The 26,003-nt window shown below is 63.6% G+C and carries 26 protein-coding genes, 6 tRNA genes and 2 pseudogenes; 18 read left to right on the top strand and 16 right to left on the bottom strand.

Annotated elements, in window-relative coordinates:
• Positions 1–85: 85 nt before the first annotated feature.
• From PO883_RS01355 to PO883_RS01345, 4 genes and pseudogenes are all read left to right on the top strand, one after another.
• Positions 86–457, top strand: a pseudogene (locus PO883_RS01355) (transposase); the annotation flags it as partial.
• A gap of 164 nt (positions 458–621) precedes the next feature.
• Positions 622–843, top strand: a complete 222-nt coding sequence (locus PO883_RS35025) for a hypothetical protein (protein ID WP_373890022.1) — start codon at positions 622–624, stop codon at positions 841–843.
• A gap of 64 nt (positions 844–907) precedes the next feature.
• Positions 908–1,534: a TetR/AcrR family transcriptional regulator gene (locus PO883_RS01350; protein WP_289308164.1), complete on the top strand. Its 627-nt coding sequence runs from the start codon at positions 908–910 to the stop codon at positions 1,532–1,534.
• Between the two features lie 64 nt (positions 1,535–1,598).
• On the top strand, positions 1,599–2,108 hold the full coding sequence (locus tag PO883_RS01345) for a hypothetical protein (protein ID WP_289308163.1): 510 nt from the start codon (positions 1,599–1,601) through the stop codon (positions 2,106–2,108).
• 405 nt (positions 2,109–2,513) lie between these two features.
• Here the strand turns inward: PO883_RS01345 and PO883_RS01340 are convergent, their stop codons facing one another.
• Entirely contained in the window at positions 2,514–2,774 is a 261-nt protein-coding gene (locus tag PO883_RS01340) for a LexA family transcriptional regulator (protein WP_289308162.1), read from the bottom strand.
• 68 nt (positions 2,775–2,842) lie between these two features.
• Between PO883_RS01340 and PO883_RS01335 the strand changes: the two are divergent.
• From PO883_RS01335 to PO883_RS01295, 9 genes and pseudogenes are all read left to right on the top strand, one after another.
• A pseudogene (locus tag PO883_RS01335) lies at positions 2,843–3,501 on the top strand (IS630 family transposase); the annotation flags it as partial.
• 124 nt (positions 3,502–3,625) lie between these two features.
• Positions 3,626–5,020, top strand: a complete 1,395-nt coding sequence (gltX, locus tag PO883_RS01330) for a glutamate--tRNA ligase (RefSeq protein ID WP_289308161.1) — start codon at positions 3,626–3,628, stop codon at positions 5,018–5,020.
• A gap of 64 nt (positions 5,021–5,084) precedes the next feature.
• A tRNA-Ala gene (locus PO883_RS01325) sits at positions 5,085–5,160 on the top strand.
• A gap of 68 nt (positions 5,161–5,228) precedes the next feature.
• Positions 5,229–5,304 (top strand) — tRNA-Glu (locus PO883_RS01320).
• Between the two features lie 139 nt (positions 5,305–5,443).
• Positions 5,444–5,519: transfer RNA gene (locus PO883_RS01315), tRNA-Glu, on the top strand.
• 64 nt (positions 5,520–5,583) lie between these two features.
• Positions 5,584–5,659, top strand: a tRNA-Ala gene (locus PO883_RS01310).
• Positions 5,660–5,714: 55 nt separating this feature from the next.
• A tRNA-Glu gene (locus PO883_RS01305) sits at positions 5,715–5,790 on the top strand.
• A 177-nt stretch (positions 5,791–5,967) separates the two neighbouring features.
• Positions 5,968–7,143, top strand: a complete 1,176-nt coding sequence (earP, locus tag PO883_RS01300; protein ID WP_289308160.1) for an elongation factor P maturation arginine rhamnosyltransferase EarP — start codon at positions 5,968–5,970, stop codon at positions 7,141–7,143.
• Positions 7,144–7,261: 118 nt separating this feature from the next.
• Positions 7,262–7,837: an elongation factor P gene (locus tag PO883_RS01295; RefSeq protein WP_054267202.1), complete on the top strand. Its 576-nt coding sequence runs from the start codon at positions 7,262–7,264 to the stop codon at positions 7,835–7,837.
• A 65-nt stretch (positions 7,838–7,902) separates the two neighbouring features.
• On the opposite strand, the gene PO883_RS01290 is transcribed toward PO883_RS01295, so the two are convergent.
• The 12 genes from PO883_RS01290 to PO883_RS01235 all read right to left on the bottom strand — a co-directional run bounded on the left by PO883_RS01290 (position 7,903) and on the right by PO883_RS01235 (position 16,939).
• Positions 7,903–8,367, bottom strand: coding sequence for a TssQ family T6SS-associated lipoprotein (locus PO883_RS01290; protein WP_289308159.1), 465 nt, complete (start codon positions 8,365–8,367; stop codon positions 7,903–7,905).
• Between the two features lie 18 nt (positions 8,368–8,385).
• Positions 8,386–10,050, bottom strand: a complete 1,665-nt coding sequence (locus PO883_RS01285; protein WP_289308158.1) for a serine/threonine-protein kinase — start codon at positions 10,048–10,050, stop codon at positions 8,386–8,388.
• Complete coding sequence (locus PO883_RS01280) at positions 10,047–10,820, bottom strand: PP2C family serine/threonine-protein phosphatase (protein WP_167084826.1); 774 nt, start codon at positions 10,818–10,820, stop codon at positions 10,047–10,049. The genes PO883_RS01285 and PO883_RS01280 overlap by 4 nt, the downstream gene beginning before the upstream one ends.
• Positions 10,813–11,445 (bottom strand): type VI secretion system-associated FHA domain protein TagH, encoded by a 633-nt coding sequence (gene tagH, locus PO883_RS01275; RefSeq protein WP_167084823.1) that lies wholly within the window; start codon positions 11,443–11,445, stop codon positions 10,813–10,815. The genes PO883_RS01280 and tagH overlap by 8 nt, the downstream gene beginning before the upstream one ends.
• A gap of 364 nt (positions 11,446–11,809) precedes the next feature.
• The gene (gene dbpA / locus PO883_RS01270) at positions 11,810–13,219 is read right to left on the bottom strand and encodes an ATP-dependent RNA helicase DbpA (protein ID WP_289308157.1); all 1,410 of its coding nucleotides are present in this window, start codon (positions 13,217–13,219) and stop codon (positions 11,810–11,812) included.
• Positions 13,220–13,313: 94 nt separating this feature from the next.
• On the bottom strand, positions 13,314–13,547 hold the full coding sequence (locus PO883_RS01265; RefSeq protein WP_099876952.1) for a hypothetical protein: 234 nt from the start codon (positions 13,545–13,547) through the stop codon (positions 13,314–13,316).
• A 94-nt stretch (positions 13,548–13,641) separates the two neighbouring features.
• Positions 13,642–13,718 (bottom strand) — tRNA-Met (locus PO883_RS01260).
• 53 nt (positions 13,719–13,771) lie between these two features.
• Positions 13,772–14,548 carry an ABC transporter substrate-binding protein gene (locus tag PO883_RS01255; RefSeq protein WP_289308156.1) on the bottom strand — a complete coding sequence of 259 codons (777 nt, stop codon included), beginning with the start codon at positions 14,546–14,548 and terminating at the stop codon, positions 13,772–13,774.
• Positions 14,527–15,684: a methyltransferase gene (locus PO883_RS01250; protein WP_289308155.1), complete on the bottom strand. Its 1,158-nt coding sequence runs from the start codon at positions 15,682–15,684 to the stop codon at positions 14,527–14,529. Before PO883_RS01250 ends, PO883_RS01255 begins: the two co-directional genes overlap by 22 nt.
• Positions 15,685–15,782: 98 nt before the next feature.
• Positions 15,783–16,079: a hypothetical protein gene (locus tag PO883_RS01245; protein WP_289308154.1), complete on the bottom strand. Its 297-nt coding sequence runs from the start codon at positions 16,077–16,079 to the stop codon at positions 15,783–15,785.
• Positions 16,080–16,202: 123 nt separating this feature from the next.
• Positions 16,203–16,622, bottom strand: coding sequence for a hypothetical protein (locus PO883_RS01240; protein ID WP_289308153.1), 420 nt, complete (start codon positions 16,620–16,622; stop codon positions 16,203–16,205).
• A gap of 104 nt (positions 16,623–16,726) precedes the next feature.
• A complete protein-coding gene (locus PO883_RS01235; protein ID WP_289308152.1) occupies positions 16,727–16,939 on the bottom strand; it encodes a hypothetical protein in 213 nt (70 codons plus the stop codon).
• 126 nt (positions 16,940–17,065) lie between these two features.
• Between PO883_RS01235 and PO883_RS01230 the strand changes: the two genes are divergently transcribed.
• The gene (locus PO883_RS01230) at positions 17,066–17,218 is read left to right on the top strand and encodes a hypothetical protein (protein ID WP_167084813.1); all 153 of its coding nucleotides are present in this window, start codon (positions 17,066–17,068) and stop codon (positions 17,216–17,218) included.
• Between the two features lie 9 nt (positions 17,219–17,227).
• On the opposite strand, the gene PO883_RS01225 is transcribed toward PO883_RS01230, so the two are convergent.
• The 3 genes from PO883_RS01225 to PO883_RS01215 form a co-directional block, all read right to left on the bottom strand.
• Positions 17,228–17,659 (bottom strand): VapC toxin family PIN domain ribonuclease, encoded by a 432-nt coding sequence (locus PO883_RS01225; RefSeq protein ID WP_289308151.1) that lies wholly within the window; start codon positions 17,657–17,659, stop codon positions 17,228–17,230.
• Complete coding sequence (locus PO883_RS01220) at positions 17,650–18,114, bottom strand: hypothetical protein (protein WP_289308150.1); 465 nt, start codon at positions 18,112–18,114, stop codon at positions 17,650–17,652. Before PO883_RS01220 ends, PO883_RS01225 begins: the two co-directional genes overlap by 10 nt.
• Before the next feature lie 182 nt (positions 18,115–18,296).
• Positions 18,297–21,344 carry a PAS domain S-box protein gene (locus tag PO883_RS01215; RefSeq protein ID WP_289308149.1) on the bottom strand — a complete coding sequence of 1,016 codons (3,048 nt, stop codon included), beginning with the start codon at positions 21,342–21,344 and terminating at the stop codon, positions 18,297–18,299.
• A gap of 402 nt (positions 21,345–21,746) precedes the next feature.
• On the opposite strand from PO883_RS01215, the gene PO883_RS01210 reads away from it, so the two are divergent.
• The 4 genes from PO883_RS01210 to crcB all read left to right on the top strand — a co-directional run bounded on the left by PO883_RS01210 (position 21,747) and on the right by crcB (position 25,989).
• The gene (locus PO883_RS01210; protein ID WP_289308148.1) at positions 21,747–22,361 is read left to right on the top strand and encodes a hypothetical protein; all 615 of its coding nucleotides are present in this window, start codon (positions 21,747–21,749) and stop codon (positions 22,359–22,361) included.
• Positions 22,362–22,592: 231 nt separating this feature from the next.
• On the top strand, positions 22,593–25,151 hold the full coding sequence (locus PO883_RS01205; RefSeq protein WP_289308147.1) for a DUF349 domain-containing protein: 2,559 nt from the start codon (positions 22,593–22,595) through the stop codon (positions 25,149–25,151).
• A complete protein-coding gene (gene moaE, locus PO883_RS01200; RefSeq protein WP_289308169.1) occupies positions 25,151–25,618 on the top strand; it encodes a molybdopterin synthase catalytic subunit MoaE in 468 nt (155 codons plus the stop codon). Before PO883_RS01205 ends, moaE begins: the two co-directional genes overlap by 1 nt.
• Complete coding sequence (crcB, locus tag PO883_RS01195; RefSeq protein WP_289308146.1) at positions 25,615–25,989, top strand: fluoride efflux transporter CrcB; 375 nt, start codon at positions 25,615–25,617, stop codon at positions 25,987–25,989. The genes moaE and crcB overlap by 4 nt, the downstream gene beginning before the upstream one ends.
• Positions 25,990–26,003: the final 14 nt, after the last annotated feature.

Below are 26,003 nucleotides of genomic sequence, written 5' to 3'. Positions count from 1 at the left end.
CAGTCTGTCGGACTATTTGACTCGAAAAAAATGAGTCATATCGGTCAAATGATGTTGACGACAAGTTGACACCCACGAGGCCCGGATGAGCAGATTTATCCCTGTAGACCGCCAAACCAGCTACCTGTTCCCGCCTTCGGTGGAGGACTGGTTGCCGGAAGATCACTTGGCGCGCTTCATTGTGGAGGTAATCGAGCGTCTGGATTTGTCTGAGCTGACGCGCCAATATGCAGGGCGCGGTTCGGCGGCGCACCATCCGGCCGTTCTGTTGGGCTTGCTTATTTACGGCTATGCCACCGGGTTGGCGTCCAGCCGCAAGATCGAGCGCGCGACATACGACTCTGTAGCGTTCCGATATTTTGCGGCCAACACCCACCCTGACCACGCAGGCTGGCGCCATGTCGAAGTCACCGAGCAACGAACTTCCCGCCAGTTTGCGCAGCAGATGCAGGCGCTGGTCGATGTGCATTGGCCTGAGGCCGACGTGATCCGTGTCGTACTGGACAATCTCTCAATCCATTCCATCGCCGCCCTGTACAACACCTTTGAGCCCGTGAGGCCCGCCCCATTGCACGTAAGCTGGAGTTCCACTATGTGCCCAAGCATGCCAGTTGGCTCAACATGGTCGAAATCGGCGTTCTCAAGCAGCAGTGCTTGGCGCGCCGCATTGCAGATAAAGAAACCTTGGTGCGGGAAATCGCCGTCCGGGAAAAATGCCGCAACGACGCTGCAGCACAAATCCAATGGATGTTCACCATAGAGAAGGCGCGCACTCAACTCGGGCGGGTCTATCAGCCACTTGAGCAAGCGCGCCAGGAGGTCGCAATAAAGGAGGCTGCCTGAACCCGTCAAATCCACTGAGACGAGGTACTAGTTATATAATGAACTAATCAGTTATATTAAGGGGATGAGTACAATCAATCCATCGCGACTAGGACGTCCCGTCGACGCCGACAGGCGTGCCGCGCGAAGGCGGCAAATCATCAATGGAGCGCGAGGCGTCTTTGCCCGCAAGGGATTCCACGCTGCGAGCACGGCAGAGATCAGTGCCGAGGCCGGCGTGAGCGGGGCCAATCTCTATCAATACTTCGCGACCAAGGACGATCTGATCATGTCTGTGATCGAGGAAAATCTCGCCGGCGATCTTGCGCTCATCGAAAGCCTCAACGACGCGAAAAGTCTCAAACAAGGAATTATGAGCTTGGGAAAGGCGCTCTTTGAGACACCGCCTGACCGGCAATCCCATGCTCTGAGGCTAGAAATCTTGGCAGAATCCTTTCGACAAGAAGAGGTCGCAGCGACCCTCAGGCGCGCGGAAATCCGCATGATCGACACTCTTGGCGCCGTCATAGGCAAGGCACAAGTTAGTGGAGAAGTTCCAGATGAGATCAGCACCCGTCAAGCGGCCGCGACTATCATCGCCTGCGTTGACGGATTCATGAGCCGTATCGCTTTCACCCCCATATCGGCGGAGGCGCAACTCGCAGGCTTTGTCATGCTAATAACGGCAACCTTGCGGTTACAGCAGAGTTAATCGGACGCTTTGAACACGACTAGCGCCTTTCGGTTGTGCCGGGGGCGAAACGACAGGAGAAAGTATGACACCAACTCGAAAACTCGTCGCTGCGCTGACCTTGGTCTCGGTTCTGCTATTTTCAACTATGGTTCCAGGTGGACCAATCGAGACTAGGAACTTTGCCAATATTGGGGAGGCTTCGGTCATCCTATTCAATATATTCCTTACGGCGCTGGGCATAGGCAGCTTGGCACTCGTCTATTTTCTCCTGAAAGGCGGCCGATGGGTTGCGCATGCCACAGCCATCGCTGGTTTAGGCTTTGCCGTCGTCTACGCTCTCGATCTCCTGAGTATTTTTCCGGTTTCGCTCGATCCGATGCCAAGCCTCTTGCAAAGGCGGGAAATTATTGGAATGATCATCTCGCTGGCACTGATAGGAGCGTCCCTCGCACTGGCACGTGAAAACTCATCAGGGAATGATCCGATAACAATGATGGGCGCAAAGCCAACATTTCTGATTGCCAGTGGAGTGGCAATTCTCATCGGCGCAGGCATCGTCATCTTTGCTAGCTATCATGCAATGCATAGTTGAATCCAGTAGATCGCGGTCAGCGCGGGCGAAGCGCGCCACTGACTCGATCCAAAGCAAAAGCGCACGGCGACCCTCGATGCTGCTCGTTTCAAGCAATATGCCGTGAGCGCAAAACTAAACCGTGGCGAGGAGGGACCGCAGGTTGCCTCGTCGCTGGCAAACGCGGAGTAAGTATGGCGTGCCAGCCTTCAATGCAGCCCCGTCAAGGAAAAGAAGCCCCAATCGCAAGCATTGACCAGCAGCACGAAAAAACGCTCAAAGTGCGTCAAAATGCGTCAAATCGCACTCCCCCTCTTCGCCCCGCCGCGCCTGTCCTCATGCGCCTTCGGCCATGGCGCAAATTTGAGTCAAAAACCCCTAACTAGTACCTCGTCTCAGGGATTTTGAAGGGTTGGCCTGAGTGAGTTATTCGACTTGCCTCAGGATCGGCAATTGTTCGCAGGGAACGAGAAGTTGAATCGAACGTGCCACTCCTGCTTGGCGGCGGATGAAACCCTGTTGCTCAAGCGCCTTGATCATTGTGTGTGCGCTGGGTGCCGGGACGCGGAAGAAACGTTCGATATCCCGCTCGGCTGGAGCCTGGCGGTGGATTGTGGTGTATGCATAGATAAACGCCAGATACTGGCCCTGTCGGTCGCTCCATGGAGCGGGGTTGTGATTTGTCATGGGCGTCGTCATAAAGGGGTAATTCCACTGAATTGATGCAGAGGACCTTATCCATGAATATACGATATATGGAGGACGTACTGGACCTGTACGCCGAGCCGCACGATCCCAGGCGCCCGGTAGTGCGCTTCGACGAAAGCCCGACCCAACTCATCGGGCATGCGCGCCGGGCCGAGCCGGCAACCCCGGGCACACCCGCACGCATCGATTACGAATACGTGCGCAACGGTACGGCAAACTTGTTTGTGTTCTACGGTGTTCACGCAGGCTGGCGCCATGTCGAAGTCACCGAGCAACGAACTTCCCGCCAGTTTGCGCAGCAGATGCAGGCGCTGGTCGATGTGCATTGGCCTGAGGCCGACGTGATCCGTGTCGTACTGGACAATCTCTCAACCCATTCCATCGCCGCCCTGTACAACACCTTTGAGCCCGGTGAGGCCCGCCGCATTGCACGTAAGCTGGAGTTCCACTATGTGCCCAGGCATGCCAGTTGGCTCAACATGGTCGAAATCGAAATCGGCGTTCTCAAGCAGCAGTGCTTGGCGCGCCGCATTGCAGATAAAGAAACCTTGGTGCGGGAAATCGCCGTCCGGGAAAAATGCCGCAACGACGCTGCAGCACAAATCCAATGGATGTTCACATAGGGAAGGCGCGCACTCAACTCGGGCGGGTCTATCAGCCACTTGAGCAAGCGCGCCAGGAGGACGCAATAAAGGAGGCTGCCTGAACCCTTCAAATCCACTGAGACGAGGTATTAGGCCGCCCGCTCGTTTCGCCGCCGCGCCGCCGCTGATGGGTGGCGCGGCGGCGACGCGGTAAAATACTTCTCTTTACCTACGCATACCGATCCCATGACCGTCGTCCGCACCCGTTTTGCCCCCAGCCCTACCGGCTACCTCCACCTTGGCGGCGCCCGCACCGCACTGTACAGCTGGGCGTATGCCCGCCATTTCGGCGGCACCTTCGTGCTGCGCATCGAAGACACCGACGTCGAGCGTTCCACGCCGGAAGCGGTGCAGGCCATCATCGAAGGCATGCAGTGGCTGGGCCTGGCGCATGACGAAGGCCCGTTCTACCAGATGCAGCGCATGGACCGCTACCGCGAGGTGCTGGCCCAGATGCTGGAGGCCGGTACCGCCTACCACTGCTATTCCTCCAAGGAAGAAGTCGACGCCATGCGCGAGCGCTTCACGGCCGCGGGCGAAAAGCCGCGCTACGACGGCACCTGGCGCCCGGAGCCGGGCAAGACCTTGCCCGCCGTGCCGGCCGACCGCGAACCGGTCGTGCGTTTCAAGAACCCGCTCGACGGCGACGTCAGCTGGGACGATGTGGTCAAGGGCACGATCACGATTTCCAACAAGGAACTGGACGATCTGGTGATCGCCCGTCCGGGCGGCGTGCCGACCTATAACTTCTGCGTGGCGGTCGACGACTGGGACATGCAGATCACCCACGTCCTGCGCGGCGACGACCACGTCAATAACACTCCACGCCAGATCAATATCCTGCGCGCAATCGGCGCGCCGCTGCCGCAGTACGGTCACCTGCCAATGATCCTCGATCATGAAGGCAAGAAGCTGTCCAAGCGCACCTCCGCCGTCAGCGTCATGGATTACCCGGCCAAGGGCATCTTGCCGGAAGCGATGTTGAACTACCTGGCGCGCCTGGGCTGGAGTCATGGCGATGATGAAATCTTCTCGATGGAGCAGTTCTGCGAGTGGTTCAATACGGATCACCTGACCAGCTCGGCTGCCCAGTTCGATCTGGAAAAACTGGCATGGCTGAACAACCACTATATCAAGCAGGCCGACAATACCCGCCTGGCCGCGCTGGCGCGTCCGCGGATGGAAGCGAACGGCGCCCAGTTCGACGGCGCACCCGACCTGGCCGCCGCGCTGGGTCTGATGAAGGACCGCTCCAACACCGTCAATGAGCTGGCTGATGCGGCCATGCTGTTCTACCGCACGCCGCAGCCGGACGCGGCGCTCATGACCCAGCACCTGACCGATGCCGTCAAGCCGGTCGTGGTCCAGTTCGCCGAGCGTTGCGCCACGGTCGAGTGGACGCGCGAAGCGCTGGCCGCGATGATCAAGGAAGTGCTTGCCGCTAACAGCATCAAGATGCCGGTGCTGGCGATGCCGCTGCGCCTCTTGCTGACCGGCCAGTTGCAGACGCCGGCAATCGATGCGGTGCTGGTACTGCTGGGCCGTGAACTGGTCCTGTCACGCCTGAAAGCCGAAGTTTAAATTGTTGGGCTCGGGGCTTTGCATATTGCAAGCCCTAGTATATAATTCTGCTTCTTCGACGGACGGGGGTATAGCTCAGCTGGGAGAGCGCTTGCATGGCATGCAAGAGGTCAGCGGTTCGATCCCGCTTACCTCCACCACTAATCGAAGCGGTTGTACGCAGTTGTAGTAGATTGCAGATAGATGCCACTATCTGAAGCAGTACCGGGTCCCCATCGTCTAGAGGCCTAGGACATCACCCTTTCACGGTGAGTACAGGGGTTCGAATCCCCTTGGGGACGCCAAGATTAAAGTAGTAAAATGCAGTACCTTGTAGTAGAATGCTGTCGCAGTTTAGTGCCACTAAACGCCCTGACGAGTCAGGGTTTTTTGTTGGTGCGGTAAGTAAGGTCAGGATGTAGAATACGTCCAGGACAGATTTCTGTCCCCATCGTCTAGAGGCCTAGGACATCACCCTTTCACGGTGAGTACAGGGGTTCGAATCCCCTTGGGGACGCCAGTTTTACCTGAGAATCGTTGAATCGGTTCTTTGTTTTCCAGCGCAAAGTAGTTCGCGTTACATGGGGGGTATAGCTCAGCTGGGAGAGCGCTTGCATGGCATGCAAGAGGTCAGCGGTTCGATCCCGCTTACCTCCACCAAGTTTTGATGTAGTCGTACATTGCAGGTAGTTGCCACTACCTGACAACAGTTCAGGTCCCCATCGTCTAGAGGCCTAGGACATCACCCTTTCACGGTGAGTACAGGGGTTCGAATCCCCTTGGGGACGCCAGTTAGTGCAAAAAGCCGCCTTGTGCGGCTTTTTGCATTGCTCGTCGTGCCCGCGCAGAGGCGGGCATCCAAGTTTGTAGCGCAGTCGACGGCTCATCAGACTTGGGTCCTCGTCTGCGCGGGGACGACGGTTTGTAGGTCAACGGTACTATTTGCCGAGCCGAACCAAAAAATACCTATGTCCCTTGCACACGATCACGCTCTCACCCTTGCCCTGTTCTGTCGCGTCGTCGACAACTACGGCGATATCGGCATCTGCTGGCGCCTGGCGCGCCAACTCCAGCGCGAGCACGGCATCCTGGTCACCTTGTGGGTCGACGACCTGCCCAGTTTCCGCCGCATCTGCCCCGACATCGACCCCGGCGCGGCCCTCCAGCAAATCCATGGCGTGACCGTGCGCCACTGGGCCGGCCAGGATGGCGCGTTCGCCCCCGCCGACATCGCCGATATCGTCATCGAATTTTTCGCCTGCGACATCCCGCCCGGCTACATCACCGCCATGGCCCGGTGCGAGCCGCGCCCGGTCTGGTTCAACCTGGAAGGCTTGAGCGCCGAAGAGTGGGTCGAGGGCTGCCACACGCTGCCATCGTCCCATCCGCGCCTGCCGCTGACGAAACATTTTTTCTTCCCTGGCTTCAGCGCCAAGACCGGCGGCCTGATGCGCGAGGCGGCGCTCGACGACGAACGCCGCCGGTTCCAGGCAGATGCCACCGGAATGGCGGCTTTTCTCGGCCAGTTCGGCGTGACGGCCCAGGAAATGGCGTCAACCAAAGTCTCCTTGTTTTGCTACCCGCACGCGCCCGTGGCTGCCTTGTTCGGCGCCTGGCAGGGCGGGGCGCAGGCGATGACCTGCCTGGTGCCGGAAGGCGTGGCGACAGAAGCGGTCGAGGCTTTCCTGAAAGCGCCGTCCAGCGCCGGCGCTGTAGCCACCCATGGCCTGCTGACCGTGCGCGTGCTGCCGTTCGTGCCCCAGCCCGACTACGACCGCCTGCTGTGGGCCTGCGACCTCAATGTGGTGCGCGGCGAAGACTCGTTTGTGCGCGCCCAGTGGGCCGGCCGCCCGTTCATCTGGCATATCTACCCGCAGGATGGCAACCTGCACCACAAAAAACTGCGCGCCTTCCTGGGACGCTACGCAAGCGGGCTGGACAGCCTGTCCGCGCTGTCACTGTGCTGGAACGGCGCCACCCCAGCCGACCCCGATCCGGCGCCGCTGTGGCCCGCTTTCGTCGCGTCGCTGCCCGAACTGCATGCCCGCGCCGATGAATGGCAGCGCCAGATGTTGGCAAACGGCGATCTCACCAGTAATATGCTGAACTTTGCCGCTTCGCTTAGGTCATCGCGGCCCGGATAAGGTACAATATTCGGTTAATTTCTAACGTATTTTTACCTCGATCAAACGTGAGCTTCCGGCGTCATGCCAGCAGGCGACAGATGATTTTCATGCAACCCACTTTTTACGTACACTCTTTATGAAACCTGCAAAAGAAATTCGTGTTGGCAACATCATTATGGTTGACAGCAAGCCTATGATCGTGTTGCGTTCCGATGTCAACGGCTCGAGCCGCACGGGCTTCACCTACAAATGGAAGATGAAGAATCTTCTGAACAACAGCCCAATGGAAAACGTCTTCCGTGGCGACGACAAGTTCGACGTCGTCGTGCTGGACAAGAAGCCGGTCACCTACTCGTACTTCGCCGATCCGCTGTTCGTTTTCATGGATACTGAATACAACCAGTACGAAATCGAAGAAGAGAACCTGGGCGATGCACTGCATTACCTGAAAGACGGCATGGAATGCGAAGCCGTGTTCTACGACGGCAAAGCCATTTCGGTCGAGCTGCCAACCACGATCGCACGCAAGGTTGCTTACTCCGAGCCAGCAGTCAAGGGCAATACGTCGGGTAACGTCCTGAAAGAAGCCAAGCTGGAAAACGCGATCGAAGCGCACAGCCACTCGGTCCAGGTGCCACTGTTCGTCAGCACCGACGACGTCATCGAAATCGACACCCGCACCAACGAATACAAGCGCGTCGTTCGTAACTGATCACGTTGCCGTTCAAAAAAAACGCTGCCTCATGGGCAGCGTTTTTTTTCGTCGGTACGGCGTGTCTATTTTGCTTTTTTGGCCTTGGCGAACACCGGACCCCACAGCGGATGGCCGCTTTCGCCCGCCGCCAGCGCGAATGCGGGATCGAGCTTGAAGGCTTTTTCAAAATGCTGGCGGCACTGGACCGGCCGCGAGGTCACGCAGTAGCTGAAAGCGATGTACTTGTGCGCGGCGACCTGGTTGGCCTTGGAGCCGCCGCTGATATCGGCCGCGCCCAGACGCTTGATGGCGTCGTTGTACGCGCCCTGGTTGTACAGTTCGATGCCTTCGTTGAGCGCCACCTGGTCGGCGCTGACGGTCGGCGCCGACGGCACGACTGGCGGCGGAGGGCGAGGGGTGGGCGGACGCGGCGCCGGTGGCCGGGGCGTGGCGCTGCCCTTGGGCGGCGGTTCGGTGGTGGCGCAGCCGGACAGCGCAAGGCCGCCGGCCAGCACGGCATACATCAGGAAGTGTTGGGATCGGTTCATGCCTCGATCTTAATGCGTTTATTTGGGCTGCGCTGTGAAATCATGTTCAATCGTGCGTGACTTGTTTTTTGTTGTATCGAGATTCAGCAGGAAATCCTGGAAGCCGGGATTGGCGATCCGGATTTTGTGTTTGCCGGCCGGCAGCGTGAGCTTTTTCAGTGGTGGCGTGACGCCGGATTCCTTGCCGTTGACATAGATCGTGCCCCACGGCTTGATCGACAATTTATAGTTGAACGTTTCAGGCGCCGCTTCGGCGGCCGGGTCGGCCAGCACATCGGTGGCGGCAACAGCCTCGGCCGGCGCCGGGACGGCGGCAGACGCATTCTCGTTCGGCACGGGCAGCTCGGCCGGGGTGGCGACCGGTGTCGCCACCGGCACCGGCGTTGGCGCCGGTGGCGGCAGGGCGGAAGCGTCGGCCACCGCCGGCTGGGCCGGCGCGACCATGATCGTGTCGGACGGCTTGGACAGCAGCGAATACAGGCCGACCGCGATCGCGGCCACCATCACCACGCCGGAGGCGGCAATGCCGGTCCACGGCGGCAAGCCTTTTTTGGCTGGCTTGACCGGCTTCGCCGGTTTCTCGGCTGTTTCCGGTTTGGGGCGGCGCGAGGAACGCGCCTGCCCGTCTGGCCGCGACGCGGCGCTGGCCGGCTTGGACAGGTTCGGCTTGACCGGGCCGGTCACGGGCGATGGCGGCGCCGTTGTGGCGGCCGGGGCGGCATCGGGCAGGCGGTCGACCGTGGCAAAGCGCTGGGCCGGGCCGGTAGGGCGGGCGCGCGGCGCTTCGCCGCTGGTTTCGATGCCGAGCAGGGCGCGGAAGGCGTCGATGGTTTGCGGACGGTCCTGGGCCAGCACGGCCAGGCCTTTGTCGATGGCAGCCAGGAATTCCTGGCTGTAGCCGGGCAGGCCACGCTCGGCCAGCGGCTTGACCGGATCGCGCACCATGCGCGCGATCGAGGTCGCGGGCGGTTCCTTGATGATGGCAAAAAACATCACCGCGGCCAGCGCGTAGATGTCGGTGTACGGACCCTGGTCGAGCGAGGCGTCGCCGGCGTACTGTTCCACCGGCGCGTAGCCGGGTTTCAGGATCACGGTCAGGCCGCGCGTGCGGTCGCCGATGATCTGGCGCGCCGAACCGAAGTCGAGCAGCACGGCGTCGCCGCTTTCCTGTACGATGATGTTGTCCGGCGACACGTCGCGGTGCAGGATTTTCATGGTGTACAGCATCTCGAGGGCATCGAGAATCTGCTTCATCACCTTCTTGCACCACACTTCGGTCACCAGTTCCGGACTATGGGTGACGATATCCTTGATGGTGCGGCCATCGTAATACTGCATGGCCGTATAGGCGGTGCGGTTCTGTTCCCAGAAACGGTGCACCTTGACCAGCGACGGATGATCGAACTGGGCCAGGAAGCGCGCTTCGTTGATGAAGCTTTTCAGCCCCACGTTGAAAGTTTCCTGGTGCCGTTCGGCACGCACCATGATGCTGTGGTCGCTGGCGCGCGTGGCCAGCACGCCCGGCATGTATTCTTTCAGGGCCACGCTGCGCTGCAGCGAATGGTCGAACGCCATGTAGACGATGCCGAAGCCGCCTTCACCGAGCACGCCGGTGATTTCAAAGTCGGCCAGCCTGGTACCGATCGGCAGGCAGTTCTCGGAGCCGGGGGCGAGGGCGTTCATACGATCTCTCGCTCGACGCGGATGGCGTACGCGGAGAAATTGTCGCGTACCCGGTCGGTGCCTTCCAGGGCCGCCTCGGCCAGCGCGCACATGGCGGTCAGCCATTGCTCGCTATTGCCCGCTTCGGCCAGGGTGCGTTCCATCTCGTCTTCGTGCACCCATTCCCACAAGCCATCGCTGCATACCAGCAAGGCATCGCCGTCGAGCAGCTGGACCGGGCCGTCGCCGAGCGCGACCGGGGTTTCGCCTTCGGCGCCGATGGCGGCAAACAGGATGTTGCGCTGGGGATGGCTGCGCAGCTGGTCGGCGCGCGCATAGCCGGCATCGATCAGTTGCTGGGTCAGGCTGTGGTCGCGCGTGGCGCTGACCAGCTTGGCGTCGCGGAACAGATAGATGCGGGTATCGCCCAGATGCGCCCATAAAGCATGGGCATTGGCCTGGTCCACCAGCAAGGCGGCCACGGTGGCGCTCATGTCATGGTTTTCGGCGTGAATCTGTTTGTTTTTCGCAACACTCGCGATGGCGTGGGCCGTGTAGGACAGCAAAGCATGGGCCCCGAAAGCCGGCACGCTGGCAAATTTTTCCAGCATGGCCTCGACCACGATGTTCGCGGCCACCTCGCCGCCCTCGTGTCCGCCGGCGCCATCGGCGATGATGAAGCAGGAAATATCGCCATGCTGGGCTTCGCCGACGGCATCCTGGTTGCTGGCCCGCATGCCGATTTCACTGATGCGTGTCCAGGCCAGGCGGATCGGATTGCGCTCAACCATTGCTGGTGCCGGCCGCATTCGCGCGCTCGACTTCCTTCTCGTACGCGGCCAGGAAAGCGGGGCCGAAGATGGACTTGAACTGGTCTTTGGCTTCCGCTTCGGCCGTGTGGTAAGCCTGCTTGTAGGTCTTCCAGCTCTCGGCCTGGCGGCGCGAGGGAATCAGGGTGCCCATCATGCCGCCGCCCGACACCTCGGTCTCGAACAGCTCGGGCTTGAGACGCGCCATCATGGCGCCCATGCTGGCCCGGGTGCCCGCCACCATGCCTTTCTGGTGGCTGCGCAAGTCGTTATAGGCATCGTCGATCGATTCGAGCGGCTCCATGAAACCGGGCATTTTCTTGCGCAGCATCTGGGTCAGCACGGTCTGGCTGTCAGGGAAAAACTTGAGCGGATTATTGTTGCGCATCACCACCATCGTGACATCGGCCTTGACCTCTTGCTTGACCAGCGAGCGCAGGGCCAGCAGATCGATGGTACCTTGCAGCGAGCTGGCCATCAGCTTGCCCATCAGTTCCATCAACTCCGGCGTCAGGCCGGAACCGAGCGCATCGGCGGGAATGCCGGCGCCACGCAGGAAGGCCTGCTTCAGTGTTTCAATGTCATCAAGCACAACGTTAGTATTCATGAGTGCGGGGCCGCGGGGGAGCGTCGATGTTTATCTCAAGCAATCATGCCAGATTTAACGATTAAGCGCATCAATCGGATGAACCTAATTTATGCATTTTGCCTCATGACAACGCAATTTGCCGCATCTTCTGGCATGAACGCCGGTCTGGGTGCTCATGCGACGGCCCCACTGCTGTTTTTCCGTGCAGCAGGGCGCGTGACACGATTAGTGTAGCTGCATAAGTGCCCCGCCGCAAAGCCCGGCTCATCGGTTACGCAACAGCATGCCGTACGGCATCGCTTTGCCGGTCGCCTTGGCGTCGCCTTGGCGCCGACTTAGCGCCGACTTAGCCTCCCCTTGCTCACCGCCTTGGCGTGCTGCCTCAGGCGTCGATAAAGCGCATCTTGAAGCTGCGGCCCTTGATATTGCCGAAGTCGCGCCCGAGCTTGTTGCCTGCATTGAGGCGCTGGAAAGCTTGCTCGGCCACGTGGCGCTCGAGCGCCACATAGGTCATGAATTCGAACACATTGATCTTGCCGACCTGTTCCTTGGTCAGCCCGGCGTCGCCGGTCAGGGCGCCCAGCAGGTCGCCCGGGCGCAGCTTGTCTTTCTTGCCGCCCATGATGACCAGGGTGACCATCGGTGCTGGCGCGGCCGCTTCGCCATCGTCGGCCAGTTCCGCCAGCGGATGCCAGCTGACCGGCGCGTGCTGGTATTGCTCGATCAGCTTGACCCATTTCTTTTCGTTCGGCGCGCACAAGGTCAGCGCCAGGCCCGATTCGCCGGCGCGGCCGGTGCGGCCCACGCGGTGGATGTGCACTTCGGTGTCTTTCGAGACGTCGGCATTGATCACCGCGCCCAGGTTGGCAATGTCGAGGCCGCGCGCGGCCACGTCGGTCGCCACCAGCACCGAGCAGCTGCGGTTGGAAAACAACACCAGGATTTCGTCGCGCTCGCGCTGTTCCAGTTCGCCGTACAGCGCCAGCGCCGAAAAGCCCTGGGCACGCAATTCGTCGGCCAGTTCGCGGCAATGGACTTTGGTGTTGCAGAATGCCAGGGCCGAGACCGGCTTGAAGTGTTTCAGCAGGCGGCCCACGGCCTGGTCGCGGTTGTCGAAGCCGACTTCATAGAAGCGCTGCTCGATCTGGTCGCCGCTGTGCTGGGCTTCGACCACCACTTCCACCGGGTTCCTCAGGAACGATTCGGTGGCGCGCCGGATATCGTCCGGATAGGTGGCCGAAAACAGCAGGGTCTGGCGGCGCGACGGGCAGGCGCTGACGATGCCGGCGATCTCGTCGTAGAAGCCCATGTCGGTCATGCGGTCCGCTTCGTCCAGCACCAGGGTCTGCACCTTGGACAGGTCGATGCTGCCGCGTCCCAGGTGGTCGCGGATACGGCCTGGCGTGCCGACCACGATGTGGGCGCCGTGCTCGAGCGAGGCGATCTGCGGACGCATGGGCGCGCCGCCGGTCAGGGTGAGCACCTTGATATTGCCTTCGCCGCGCGCCAGGCGGCGCAGCTCATTGGCCACCTGGTCGGCCAGTTCGCGCGTCGGGCACAGTACCAGGCCCTGCACCGCGAACCAGGCGGGATTCAATTTGTGCAGGATGCCGATGCCGAAGGCGGCGGTCTTGCCGCTGCCGGTCTTGGCCTGGGCGATCAGGTCGCGCCCGTCGAGCACGTGCGGCAGGCTCTTGGTCTGGATGTCGGTCATCTCGCGGTAGCCGAGCGAGTCCAGGTTGGCCAGGAAGGTGGCGGTGAGCGGCAGGGTGGCGAAGGCGTTTGGATTCATGTGGTGCTCTGGCAAAAGGGGAGGTCCCCAGTCTAACAGGCGACCGGAGATGGATGAATTGCGATGGCGCGGCACGGCTGCCGCACCGGGGGTGTTACGCGGCAGCCCAGTTGGGCAGGCCGGTCAGGTCGGTATTGTCGTCGCGCCGCCACACCGGCAAGCCGCTGGCATCGGTTTCGTCGAGCAGTTCGAGCTGTTGCTGGCGGATGGTGGCTTTGCGCTGGCGCGGCACCGTGGTGCGGCGCGCTTCGGCTGGGGGATGGACGAGCGGCGCAGCCGCGCCGAACCCCGGCAGATCGAAGGTCGCGTTATCTTTTTTGTCTCTCATGGGAAGCGCGGTGGACTGGCTTGAAGGCAGCTAGTCCCTTTCTAAAAACAAAAGCCCGGCTGTGTGAAGAGTCGGGCTCAGTTCAAAATGTGTTTGGTTGCGGGGACAGGATTTGAACCTGTGACCTTCGGGTTATGAGCCCGACGAGCTGCCAGACTGCTCCACCCCGCGTCTGAGCGGCGAATTGTACAGGGGTTTCGCCGGAAGTGCAAACGATGATCTGCTCAGCGCAAACCGTAGCGCTCGCGCAGCGCTTGCAGGGTGCCGTTTTTCTCCAGCCGCGCAATGGCGGCGTTCACGCGCGCCAGGTCGTCCGGCGTGGTGCTGGCGCGGCTGAGCATCAGGCGCACCGGCGCCTGATGCAGCACGAAGGGCAACTGGCGCAGCACCAGCTTCTGGCGCTGCGCTTCATACAGCACGGCGGCGCGGTCGCCCATGATCAGCGGCGCGCGTCCGGCGCCGAGCATGCGCACGCCCTGCTCGAAGGTGCCGAACTCGAACAGGCGGCCGCTGGCGCGCAGGCTTGGCGTGGCGTTCGCGAATTCGGGCCCGTACCAGCCCACGCGCGGCGCCAGCACGGAAGCGGGGCCGCGCACCAGCGCCGGCATGCTGCCGATGCCGGCGTAGCGCGCATAGTCGCGCGCCAGGACGAACAGCGCCACTGTCTCGTTGCGGTAGGCGTCGGAAAAACGCGCGAAACGGCGCCGTTCGGGCGTGTCGGTGGCGGCCAGCATCAGGTCGAATTCGCCGCGCTCGAACAGCAGCATGCGCCGCACCGTCGGCAGCGGCGGCGCGCTCACCAGGGTGCAGCCGGCTTCCTTGAGGATGGCCTTGGCCATGTCCATATCGAGCCCGGTCTGGACATTGTCCTCGTTGGTGAAGGAGTAGGGCGGCCATTCCTCGCTGACCATGTTCAGCGGCCGGCTGCAGGCGCCCGCCCGCCCGCCCGCGAGCAGGGTGGCGCACGCCAGCAGCGCGGTTACAGTGCGCGCAAACGCCATAGCGATGTCAGTTCGGCGGCGCGCGCAGCGTGCAGCGGATCGGTCGCGTCGGACGCGCGCGGGTGGGTGGGACGCACGTCGTGGCGCTCGATCACTTGCAGGCCGCCGGCCGCGATCAGCGCCAGCAACTGCTCGCGCGGACGCAGGCCCAGGTGCTCGGCCAGGTCGGACAGGATCAGCCAGCCTTCGCCGCCGGGCGCCAGGTGGGCCGCCAGGCCGTTCAAGAAGCCTTTGAGCATGCGGCTGTCCGGATCGTACACCGCGTATTCGATCGAGGAACTCGGGCGCCCCGGCAGCCAGGGCGGATTGCACACCACCAGGTTGGCGCGTCCTTCGGGGAACAGGTCGGCCTGCACCACCTCGACCTTGTCGAACGCGCCGAGGCGCTGCAGGTTCTCGCGCGCGCAGGAGAGGGCGCGCGCATCCATGTCGGTGGCCACCACGCGCTTGACGCCGCGCTGCGCCAGCAGGGCCGCCAGCACGCCGGTACCGGTGCCGATGTCGAAGGCCAGCGCGCATGCGGGCGGCAGCGGCGCGTCGGCCACCAGCGCCACGTACTCGCCGCGGATCGGCGAAAACACGCCGTAGTGGGGGTGGATGCGCGCGCCCAGCGCCGCGATCTCGACCCCGTTCTTGCGCCACTCGTGGGCGCCGATCAGGCCGAGCAGTTCGCGCATCGATGCCACGAACGGTTCGTCACCGCGTCCATAGGCTTCGTTGCAGGCTTGTTTGACATCCGGCGCGCGCCGCAGCGGCACGCTGTAGTCGGCCTCGAACGGCAGCAGCAGCATGGCCAGCGTGCGTGCGCGCTGCGACTGGGCCTGGCGGTGCAGGTGGAACGCTTCGGCCGCCGAGGCGGGCACCTTGGGCGGCTTGGCGCGTGCGCCCTTGTGGTCGGCGCGGCGCGCCAGCGCTTGCAGCAACTGGCGCGCGTTGTGGAAGTCGCCGCGCCAGAGCAGGGCGGTGCCTTCGCAGGCCAGGCGGTAGGCCACGTCGGCCGGGGTTTTGTCGTCGGCGATGACGACTTTTTTCGGCGGCGGCATGCCGCTCTCGGAGCGCCAGCGCGCCGTGCGCGGCTGGCCTTCCTCGGTCCAGTGGATGCGCGCCGGGGCGTCGGCAGTGTGTTCAGGTTGCATGGGGGCGATCGGTCAGTGGTGCAAAAACGGAAAACGGCAAGCGCCCCGTGCGGGCACGGGGCGTCAGAATCTCTATTATACGTGGGCAGCGCGCGCCTTCAGGCGCTGGCGAAGATGCTGCTGGCGGGCGCGCCGCCGTAGGAGCCGGCCAGCGCCTTGCTGCGCTCGAGCGTGGCGGCAGGCGGTTCATCGGCGCGCGGACGGGGGGCGAGCAGGGCGGCGCGGTCGACCAGGCGCAGCAGCCGCAGGCTCAGATTGCCGCCCACGCTGTCGCCATTCTCGCCGGCCGTGCCGTTGACGGGCGCTGACAGTTCGCGCCCGAGCAGTTTGAACAGTTCGTTCAGGCTGCCGGGGAACTTTACCGGCGGCAGCGGTTTGCCGGTCAGCACCAGCACATCGGGCGCATCGAGCTGGGCCGGGCGGGCGGCGGGCGCTGTTGTTTCGGTGGCGACGCTGGCGCTGGCCTCGTAATTGACCTCCAGCTCGAAATCGAAGGTCTGGCCATCGGCCGTGACCAGCTAGCCGGTGCCGATGAAGCTGGCGCTCTCGTTCAGGGAAAAGGCGCTGGCGCGCAGATTGCCGCTCTGGGTGGCCGAGGCCGACAACGCCGATTGCGCCTGTACCGACACCGCGTCGAAGCTGACCGTGGCGCCCTTGGCGGCATCGCCGAACAGCTTGCCGACAAAGGTGTCGAGAAATTTCTGGGCCACATCGACGGTCGACGTGGCCAGCTGGTCCACGCGGTTCATCAGGCTCTGCGGGGATAAATTGACGTTATCGTTGTACAGGGATACCGGATTGACCACCGGCAGGCGCGCGGCGACATGGCCGCTGGCCGGCGCCAGCTGTGCGCCGACGCTCCTGCCACCGGCCTGCGCGGCGGCAGGAAGGAGGGGGGATGCGGGCGGACGGGCGCTCAGGGCGGACAAGAAGGACATGGCGGTCAGACAATAAAAAAGTTGCGTTACTGACCATAACGGCAGTCTTGCCGATTACTTTAGTTATTTTTCTATTATTTTTTTATTGCCTTGAGGAATTTCAATCAATGGTGATGGGACCATTGCCCTTCCGCCGATGCGAGATAGGATTCAACAGCGTCCTTGTTTCCTGTGGCATGGCGTTTCAGCGCACCGCAGCCGCACACGCCCTGGTAGGGCTGGATATGCGAACAGGCGGACACTTTCTGCAGGAAGACTTTGACAGGTTTCTCGCAGTTGGCGCATTTGAAAGTGAGCACGCGGGCGGGTTTTGACATGGGGAAGTTCCGAACGTAAAAAAACGCGCATTTTAGCATCGCTCGATGCGCACGCAGTCAACTGCTGGCCTGGCACAGCGTTAACGGAGCAGGCCCCCGGGCGAAGTGATCGAGACAGGAAGCAAGATGAACTCCGACAAGCAACCAAGCAAGGAAAGCGTGCGCCAGTGGCTGCGCGCGCAAATCGCGCAGCGGCGTCCGCCGCCCGACCCGCAGGATATCCGGCGCGAGCTGGGCTGGGAACTGGAGAAGGCGCGCCCGGTCCGGCCGAAACGCTAACTGCGGGACTTACTGCGCAGGCGGCGGTATTACATTGATTACGTGCACGATGGTCTGCGTTTCGAGCTCATCCGGGATGCGGATATTCGGTCCGAGAAAATCCTTTTTGTTCCGGGTGATGATCAGCCGCCGCGTTATATTTCCGGTTGCGCGGATGATGGCGTCCAGTAACGGGATCTTCGGCAGACTGCGCATACTCGCGCCACGGATCGCCGCAGCCTCGTGCATGATTGCTTCGTCTGTTTGAATGACTTCGAATCCGCCGCTCACCAGGAATGCGCGCGTGCCCGGCTGCTCCGAAGGCGGCGTCCCCGCAATCAGCTTCATCCAGGTGACGCTGCTGATGGCAGGATTGGTGTAATGACCCAATTCCTGGGGGGCTTCAGGAATGCCATTGAGCGCGTCGATGAGGATGTTGGTGTCAAATAGGACTAGCGCCATTCAGCCCTCGACTCTATTTGGTATTGAAGACCGTCTTTGGGCGTGTCGTCACGATCCTTCCACATGCCGAACGCGGCATTGAGTGCGGCAAGGCGCCTGGCTCGCTCGCTTTGCAACGCGTCATCGGCGGCCTGCGGCCCGCCTGGCGCATCTTGGGGAGGACGTGTGGACGCCAGCGCTTCTTCCGACGCGCCCTGGTCAACGTCCGGATGCGACGCTTCGCTTTCACCGTTGACGTCAATGTCGCAGTTGACCGATGTGCACGCCGGCGCAACAGGCGCACCCGGCGCGGGCGTACCGGAACAACTGAATTGAAGGACATGCTTGTTCTCGACGCTGTTCCCGGTTCCACGGAACGTTGTGACGCAGGTCAAATGGAAATGCGCCGAGAACGATGGCGCCGGCGAGGTACGAGGCCCGCTCCCGGCCAGCCGCTCCTGGCCGTCGTCGTCCAAGGGACCGGCGGCGCAAGCCTGCTCCGTCGCCGGCGTGAAAGCGCAGTCATTTTCGTAAAGTGAGCTCATCTTTTGCTCCCGTTTGTCGATGCGTGCCGACCCAGTCTAGCGCAATTCGGCCAGCACGACCCGGCGCTTCGCGACAAAATTTGAGGGGATTGCCGACGGAGAAAACAAGCCGCTCAGGCCGCCGCGCGCCAGGTATTGCGCCCGGCCTGCTTGGCCTGGTACAGCTGCATGTCGGCCTGCTGCAGCAGCGCGTCCGGTTCGAGCGTGCCGCCGCTGAAGTAGGCCAGCCCGATACTGGCCGAGACCGACACCGTGACCGCGCCCAGTTCGAACGGCGCCCGCATCGCGCTGACGATCTTGGCCGCGATGGCCTGCGCATCTTCCGGGCGCGCCAGCTTTTCCATGATGATGGTGAATTCGTCGCCGCCCAGGCGTGCCACGGTATCGCTGGCGCGCAGGGTCTGCGTCAGGCGCGCCGAGAATGCCTTGAGCAGGGCATCGCCCACATGGTGTCCGTAGGTGTCGTTGACCGGCTTGAAATGGTCGACGTCCATGTACATCAGCGCCATCAGGTGGCCGTCGTCGGCGCTCTCGCGCATGGCCATGCTGAGCTTGTGCAGGAAGCCGGCGCGGTTGGCCAGCCCGGTGAGGGCGTCGACCTGGGCCAGTTTCAGCAAGCGCTTCTTCTCGCGCTTTTGCGAGGTGATGTCCTGGCGCATGACGTGAAAGCCGACCACCGTCACCCCATCCTCGCCCAGTTGCGGAATGTAGGTCACTTCGAGCGCGCGTTCCGCGCGTTCCGCGCCTTCGGCGCCGTCGTGTTCCTCGAACACCAGCGTTTCGCCCTTGAGCGCGCGCAGGATGTACGGTTCGAGCGTGGCGAAACGCTGCTCGCCGACGGTCTGGCGCACCGTCATGCCCGGCACGGCCACGCCGTCGCGTCCGAACTCGCGGTGGTAAGCCAGGTTGTGGAAGCGATAGACCTGGTTGGCGTCGATATAGGCCACCATGGCCGGCAGCGTATCGGCGATGGTGCGCAGGCGCGCCTCGCTTTCGCGCAGCGCCAGTTCGGCTTCGCGCAGGGTGGTGATGTCGTCGATGGTGCCGACAAAACCTTCGATGCGCTCGCCGATGCGCACCGCCGCCACCTTGACCGACGCCCATACCAGGCTGCCGTCGGGACGCAGGCAGCGCACCATTTTCTTGAACGGTTCGGGGTTCCGGCGCTGGTGCAGGAAGATCCCGTTGAGGCTGTCGCGTTCCTCCGGATGGAGCGCATCCTTCCAGCCGCCGCCCAGCGCCTGCTCGCGCGTCAGGCCGCTGATGGTTTCGAACATGCGGTTGACGTAGGTGCAGTTGCCGCGCAGGTCGGCGCGGACCAGGCCGAGCGGGGAGGCGTTGGTGATCGCGGTCAGCTGCGCTTCGCTGTTGCGCAGGTTCTGTTCCTGCTCATGGCGCCGGGTCACGTCTTCGGCGATGCACAAGATGTATTCGATGGCGCCGTCGTTGTCGAACAGCGGCACCGACACCGTGTGCAGGTAGCGCAATTCGCCGTCGGGCCGGCGCAGCGGTTTTTCGGGCAGGTCCAGCGCCGCCGGACTGGCCATCATGGCGCGGTCTTCTTCAGGGCTGAAGAGGGCGAAATCGGGGGCGAAGGCGAGGCAGTCGGTCTTGCCGATCACGTCTTCGGCGGCGTAGCCGGTGGCCGCTTCGGCCGCCTTGTTCCATACCACCATGGTGCCGAAGCTGGCCGGGCGCACGCTCTTGACGTAAATGAGCAGCGGCAGGTGTTCGATGAGCGATTGCAGAAAGCCGCGGTTGCCGCTGATTTCGAGTTCGGCCAGCTTGCGCGCGCTGATGTCGCGCCAGCTGACCGCCACGCCATCCGGAATCGGCACGATCTGGTGGCGGATCCACAGCGCCCGTTCGCCGGGGGCGCGCAGCTCGACTTCTTCTTCGAGCGGGTGCGATTCGAGCAGCACCCGGGCGTAGCGTTTGAGGAATGGCGGGTCGACCTCGCGCGGCAGCAGCGGCAGGATGCCCTGGCCGGTGACGGCGGCGCGCGTGTGCCCCAGCATGGCCGCGCCCTTGTCGTTGATGTCGGCCACGACGAAGTCGCTGATCCTGCCGTCGGCGTCGCGCCGGGCCTTGAGGAACATCACGCCATCGAGGCTGCCCTCGGCGGCCGCGCGCGAGGTGGCCTGGGCGTCGCGCGCGGCGCGCATGCTGGCGCGCAGGCGCGCGCTCTGGCGCATCAGCAGCATCGTCACCGCAGCGATCGCCAGCGTTGCGGCCAGCGCCATCCACAGGTAGCGGATGCGGTGGCGTTCGAATTTTTCCATCGCGGAGCGCTCGGTGATGCCCACCACCGCCACCAGCGCGTAGCGGTCCATGTCGCTGTAGCTGTAGATGCGCGCGATGCGGTCCGGCGGCGCGCTCGGTTCCAGTTCATCGGCAAAGGCGCCGGCCGCCTTGCGCGCACGGAATCCGAGGCGTTCGCCCACGAACAGGCGCTCGCCCACGCGCCCGATGGTGAGCCGGGCGTCGTGCGCCCACAGGAACAGGGCCGCTTCGTCGTCCACGCTGACGCGGTCGTAGTCGTCGACGAAGTAAAGCGGGTCGATCATGATCACGATGGCGCCGCTGAATGCGCCGCTGCCATCGTTGAGGCGGCGCGCGATCTGGATCAGCCACTTGCCGCTGCGCGGCTCGACCACCGGGGTCGCGAACCGGGAGGCGTCGCCGGCGCCGCCCGCGAGCGCCTGGAACCAGGAGGTGGCGGCGATCGGGCCGGGGCCGGCGCGGAAGCCGTTGGCGCTGTCGAGCAGCATGCCGTGGCGGTCGATCAGGGCCATCGGCAGGTTGAGCTTGGCCGGCAGCACGCTGTCGAGCAAGCCGTTGCGCTGGGAGAACTCGGGCAGGCGCAGGGCGCCGTCGGTTTCCTCGTACTTGAGCTTGAAGAGCTGGGTCGCGTGGTCGCTCTGGCGCAGGATGTGGCTGACATGCTCGGACAGCACGCGCGCCAGCGCCTGGCTGGACAGCACCGCGTCGTGATGGGCGGCGCCGCGCTCGACCCCCATCTGGTGAAACAGGGTGATCCACATGGCCGCCACCAGCGACAGCGCGAAGCACGGGAGCAGCAGGACCCGGAACAGGCGCCTGGCTGATCGGCGAAATACGCTGGCGGAAGGAATAGGCGTCCCCAGATGGTTGCTTGGCATCGAAAGAAATGATGTGCGAGGCTGAAAATGCTTGAAATTCGGCCGCACCGTAACTTACATTCTGCGCGCAAATGGCGGCGTTTTGGTTGGCGCACTCAAAAAAATCTTGGGTGCAAGAACAAAGCGTGACGTTTCGTTACTAAATCGGCGCGCCGCCGGTGCCTTGCGCGGGCATCAGGCGGCGACACGTTGCGGATGTGCCTATAAGAAATCACTGATGGGGCACGCCTTGCGCTAGATCAAAGCTGTGGTGTCGGAGTTCTTTACACTGATTTCTCCGGGCTGATGAAAAAGTTCATAAAGAACAACTCCAAGCCTGCCAAAATATACGACTCCAGCCAGGCTCCCCGGCGCTTCCAGCGTGCGGGTCTTGCGCATGCGGGCAACTTTTGAGGAGACCGAATGTTAACGGCGACATATACCCTGGTTGCACTGTCTGTCGAACAAGCGAAGATTCGTACGCAGGTGCAGGAGGTGCAAAAGCTGCTTCACTCGACGTTCGCGCATCAGAATGCGCTTGCCGCCGCGCAGGTGAGTGCCGCCTGCGAGACCGTCAAGCGTTTGTACGAAAATTGCCACTGGCGCAAGATCGACATGTTCCTGGTGCCGGCCATCCGCAAGGCCAGTCCCGCCGCCGACCGCCTGCTGCTTGACCTGGAAGAACTGGGCCGGGCCGCCGGCGACGCGGTGGGCGTGCTGGTGGTGCGGCTCGGCTTCCAGGCGCTTGACAGCTATGCCAGCGTGGCCCAGTTCTGCGCCGCGCTGGAAGCATTTTGCAGCGCCACCCTCAAGCGCCTGGAGCGCGAGGAACACGAACTGTTTCCCATCGCGCGGTCCGTGATTTCCGGCGAAGCGTGGTTTTCCATCGCCAACGAAATGCTCTTGCACGATGCTTACGTGCAAGAACGCAAACCGTCGCGCCAGGCCATCGTCCTGTCCCGGCGCGGGCATGGCGGCGAACACGAGCGCGTGGACGACGGGCGCGAGCGCCGCTTCGCACCGCATTTCGCGCATTAAACGCCATCCACCCGGCCGGCGCAGGCGCGGGTTCCCGGGCCGGCGGGCCTTCAACGTGCCCGCGCCGGGGCAGGATGGCCTGGATTGTTGCTGCCAGGCCCGGTCCGCGCTGATCACCTTGCCCCGGCGGCGCAAGCCACCTGCGGTATCGTGCATGAATACTCCTCCCGATCGCGTGCTTTCCGCGCCATTCTTGCTATGATGGTGGTTTTGAATGGTTGATATCACGTCATGTTCGAATTCCTTTTCAAGCGACCGGCCGACAAGTCCGATACCCCTGCCGGGAAGTCCGTGCAGGCGAGCCCGAATCCAGCTCCGGCAGCCGCGCAGACCAGCGCGCTGCGTGCCCAGCAGGCCGAAAAGGTAGCCGCGCTGGCCGGCGATGAAGCCGCCGCCGTCGAGTTCATCCTGCAATCCGATTTTTCCGAACTGCGCCTTGCCGCCGCCGAGCACGTGCATTCGGCCGCCGCGCTCGAACGCGTGCATGCGGCCATGCGCAATACCGACCGCCGCGTCGCCAAGCTGATGCAGTCTCGCCTGGATGCGCTGCGCCACCACCTGGCCGAGCTTGCGCGCGGCCAGGCCTGCATCGAGCAGGCGCAAACCCTGCTCAAGGACGAGAAGCTCTCGCCCAACCAGGTGGCCGACCTGGACCGCCGCTGGTCGGTGATCGCCGCGCCGGAACTGGCCGCCCAGTTCGATGCCATCCGCGCCCAGCTGGCGCAGCGCCTCGAAGCCCAGATGAGCTTGCAGCGCGCCATGATCGACAGCCTGACTGCCTTGCGCGCCTTGGGCAGCAGCGAGCTGCGCGCCGCCGAGCTTGCGGAGCGCCTGGAACAGATGGCGCAGGCCCACGCCGCCGCGCTGGCCGCGCCGGAACACGGCTCGCTGCCGCGCAGCCTGACCAATGAATTCGCTTCCGAGCACGCGCGCCTGTCCGCCTCGCTGGGCGCGCTGGAGCAGGGCCAGTCGGCCGTGATCGCGCGCGAAACCGCGCTGGCCGAATGGCGCGCCACGCCGCCCGGCGCATTCAACCAGGACCAGCTGAAAAAAGCCTGGCAGCAGTTGCCGCCAGCACCAAAGGACGCCGGCGCCGACCTGCAGCAGCGCTTCGAGGTGCTGCTTGCCTCGCTGCCGGCCGCGGTCCCCTCGGCGCACAAGCCGAAAGAAGCGCGCAAGAACGCGCCCGCGCAAGCGCCCGACCAGCATGTCATCGACACGCTCGACGCCATGGAAGCGGCCCTGCAGCAAGGCTCGCTCGGCAGCGCGGCCGACATGGACAAGATCCTCAAGGACAGCAAGGGCACGCGCCTGACGCCCGCCATGGCCGATCGCCTGGCGCACGCGCGCGCCGAACTCAAACGCCTGTCGGACTGGGCGCGCTGGGGCGGCAACGTCTCGCGCGAGGAATTGATCAAGGCGGTCGAGCAGCTCACCACGCAAAAACTGGCGATGAGCGAACTGGCCAAGAAAGTCGGCAGCATGCGCGAACGCTGGAAGTCGCTCGACACCCTGTCCGGCGCCGCGCCGAAAAGCCTGTGGGAGCGCTTTGACGCCGCCTGCAGCGCCGCCTACGCGCCTGCCGCCGCCCACTTCAAGCACCTGGCAGACGAACGCCACACCAACGCGGCCAAGGCGCAAGCCCTGATCGCCGAAGCGGCGCTCGAAACAGCCAAGCTGGCCGAAGGCGAGAGCGTCGACTGGAAGCACATGGCGGCGACCGTGCAGCGCATGCGCCTGGCGTGGAGCCACCTGGGTGCGATCGACCGCAAGGAAAAGAAGCGCCTCGACCACGAATTCACCGATGCGCTCAACACCTTGCAGGCGCCGCTGGAACAGCAGCGCAAGAACGAAGTGGCCGAACGCGAATCGATGATCGCCCAGGTGGGCGCGCTCGACGCCCATGACCGCCACGCGCTCGACACCTTGCGCTCGCTGCAGGAACGCTGGCAGGAACATGCGCGCGCGGTGCCGCTCGAACGCAAGTCCGAGCAGGCGCTGTGGCAGAAATTCCGCGCCGCCTGCGATGCCGTCTTCGCGCGCCGCAAGGAAAGCGCCAACGCGGCCGACGCCGAACGGCGCAGCCACCAGGAAGCGAAAGACGCCATCAGTGCGCGCCTCGAACACGCCGCCGGCGAGCCTGGCGCCGCCGCCCACGCCGCCAAACTGCTGCGCGACGCGGCCGCCGAATGGAACACCATCGGCGCCGTCCCGCGCGCCAACGAAGCGAAGGTCGAGAAGCGCTACCACGCAGCCATCGGCGCGTTGCAGCACCATGTGGACGCCGCCAAGCGCGACGCCAGCCGTGCCCAGGCCAGCGCCCTGCGCGACAAGCTGCGCCTGTGCCAGGAACTCGAAGCGCAGGTTGCCGCCGGCGGCGTGGATGCCGACAGCGCCGACAGCACCGGCTGGGCCGCGCGCTGGAGCGCCTTGCCGGCGCTGGACGCCAGTTACGAACGCACGCTCAAGGCACGCTTCGATGCGGCGCTGGCGGCGCGTGGCGAAGGCCGGGCCGCCTTCGCCGCGCTGCTCGAAAAGAACCGCGCGCCGCTGCTGCACGAAATCCTGCGCCTCGAAATCGGGGCCGGCATCGACAGCGGCAGCGAGTTCGCGCGCGAGCGCCTGAAACTGCAGGTCGAGACCTTGCAGTCCTCGCTCAAGTCGGGCCAGAAGCCGGGCAACCAGGCGGCCCGGTTCCTGCAACTGTGCGCCACCCCGGCCCTGGTCGACGACCGCACGGCGTCGCGCATCGAGCACCTGTTCACGCGCATCGCCAAGGACGGCAAATGATGGCGGTGCGGGTCCAGACCGCCGACTTCGACCTGAGCACCGAAATGGCGGCCCTGCGCGCGCAGGATGCGCGCATCGGCGCGGTCGTCACCTTTGTCGGCACCGTGCGCGACATGAACGACGGCGCCAGCGTGGCCGCCATGGAGCTCGAACACTATCCCGGCATGACCGAGCAGGCGCTGGAACAGATCGTGGCGCAGGCTGGTCAACGCTGGCCTCTGTACGGCGCGCTGGTGGTGCACCGGGTCGGGCCGCTCGCGCCGCTCGACCAGATCGTGCTGGTGGCGTGCACCGCGGCGCACCGTGGCGAAGCGTTCGCCGCCTGCGAATTCATCATCGATTACCTCAAGACCGACGCCCCGTTCTGGAAGAAGGAGCAAACACCCGATGGTGCGCGCTGGGTCGACGCGCGCGTCACCGACGACGCCGCGCTGGCCAAGTGGACCGCGCATCGGGCTGACAAGTGAATTTTGTCGCCGTCGGCGTGGGAGCCGCGCTCGGTGCGTGGCTGCGCTGGGGGCTGGGACTGTGGCTCGGTGCCCTGCACCCGAAACTGCAGCTCGGCACCCTGGCCGTGAACCTCGGCGGCGGCTATCTGATTGGCGTGGCGCTCGGCTTTTTCGCGGCGCATCCGCAACTGCCGCCCGAGTGGCGCCTGTTCGCGGTGACCGGCTTCCTGGGCGGGCTGACGACATTCTCCACTTTTTCCGGCGAAGCGATGGTGCTGCTCGAACGCGGCGACTATGGCTGGGCGCTGGCCCATTCGGCGCTGCACCTGGCCGGATCGATTACCTGCTGTATCGCCGGCTATGCAAGCTGGCGCGCATTATCAACGTGATGTCAAACCAAGGA

This window comes from Massilia sp. DJPM01, from assembly GCF_030348125.1.
Classification (GTDB): Bacteria; Pseudomonadota; Gammaproteobacteria; order Burkholderiales; family Burkholderiaceae_D; genus Telluria_A; species Telluria_A frigida.
This window is presented reverse-complemented; position numbering and strand designations above follow the sequence as displayed.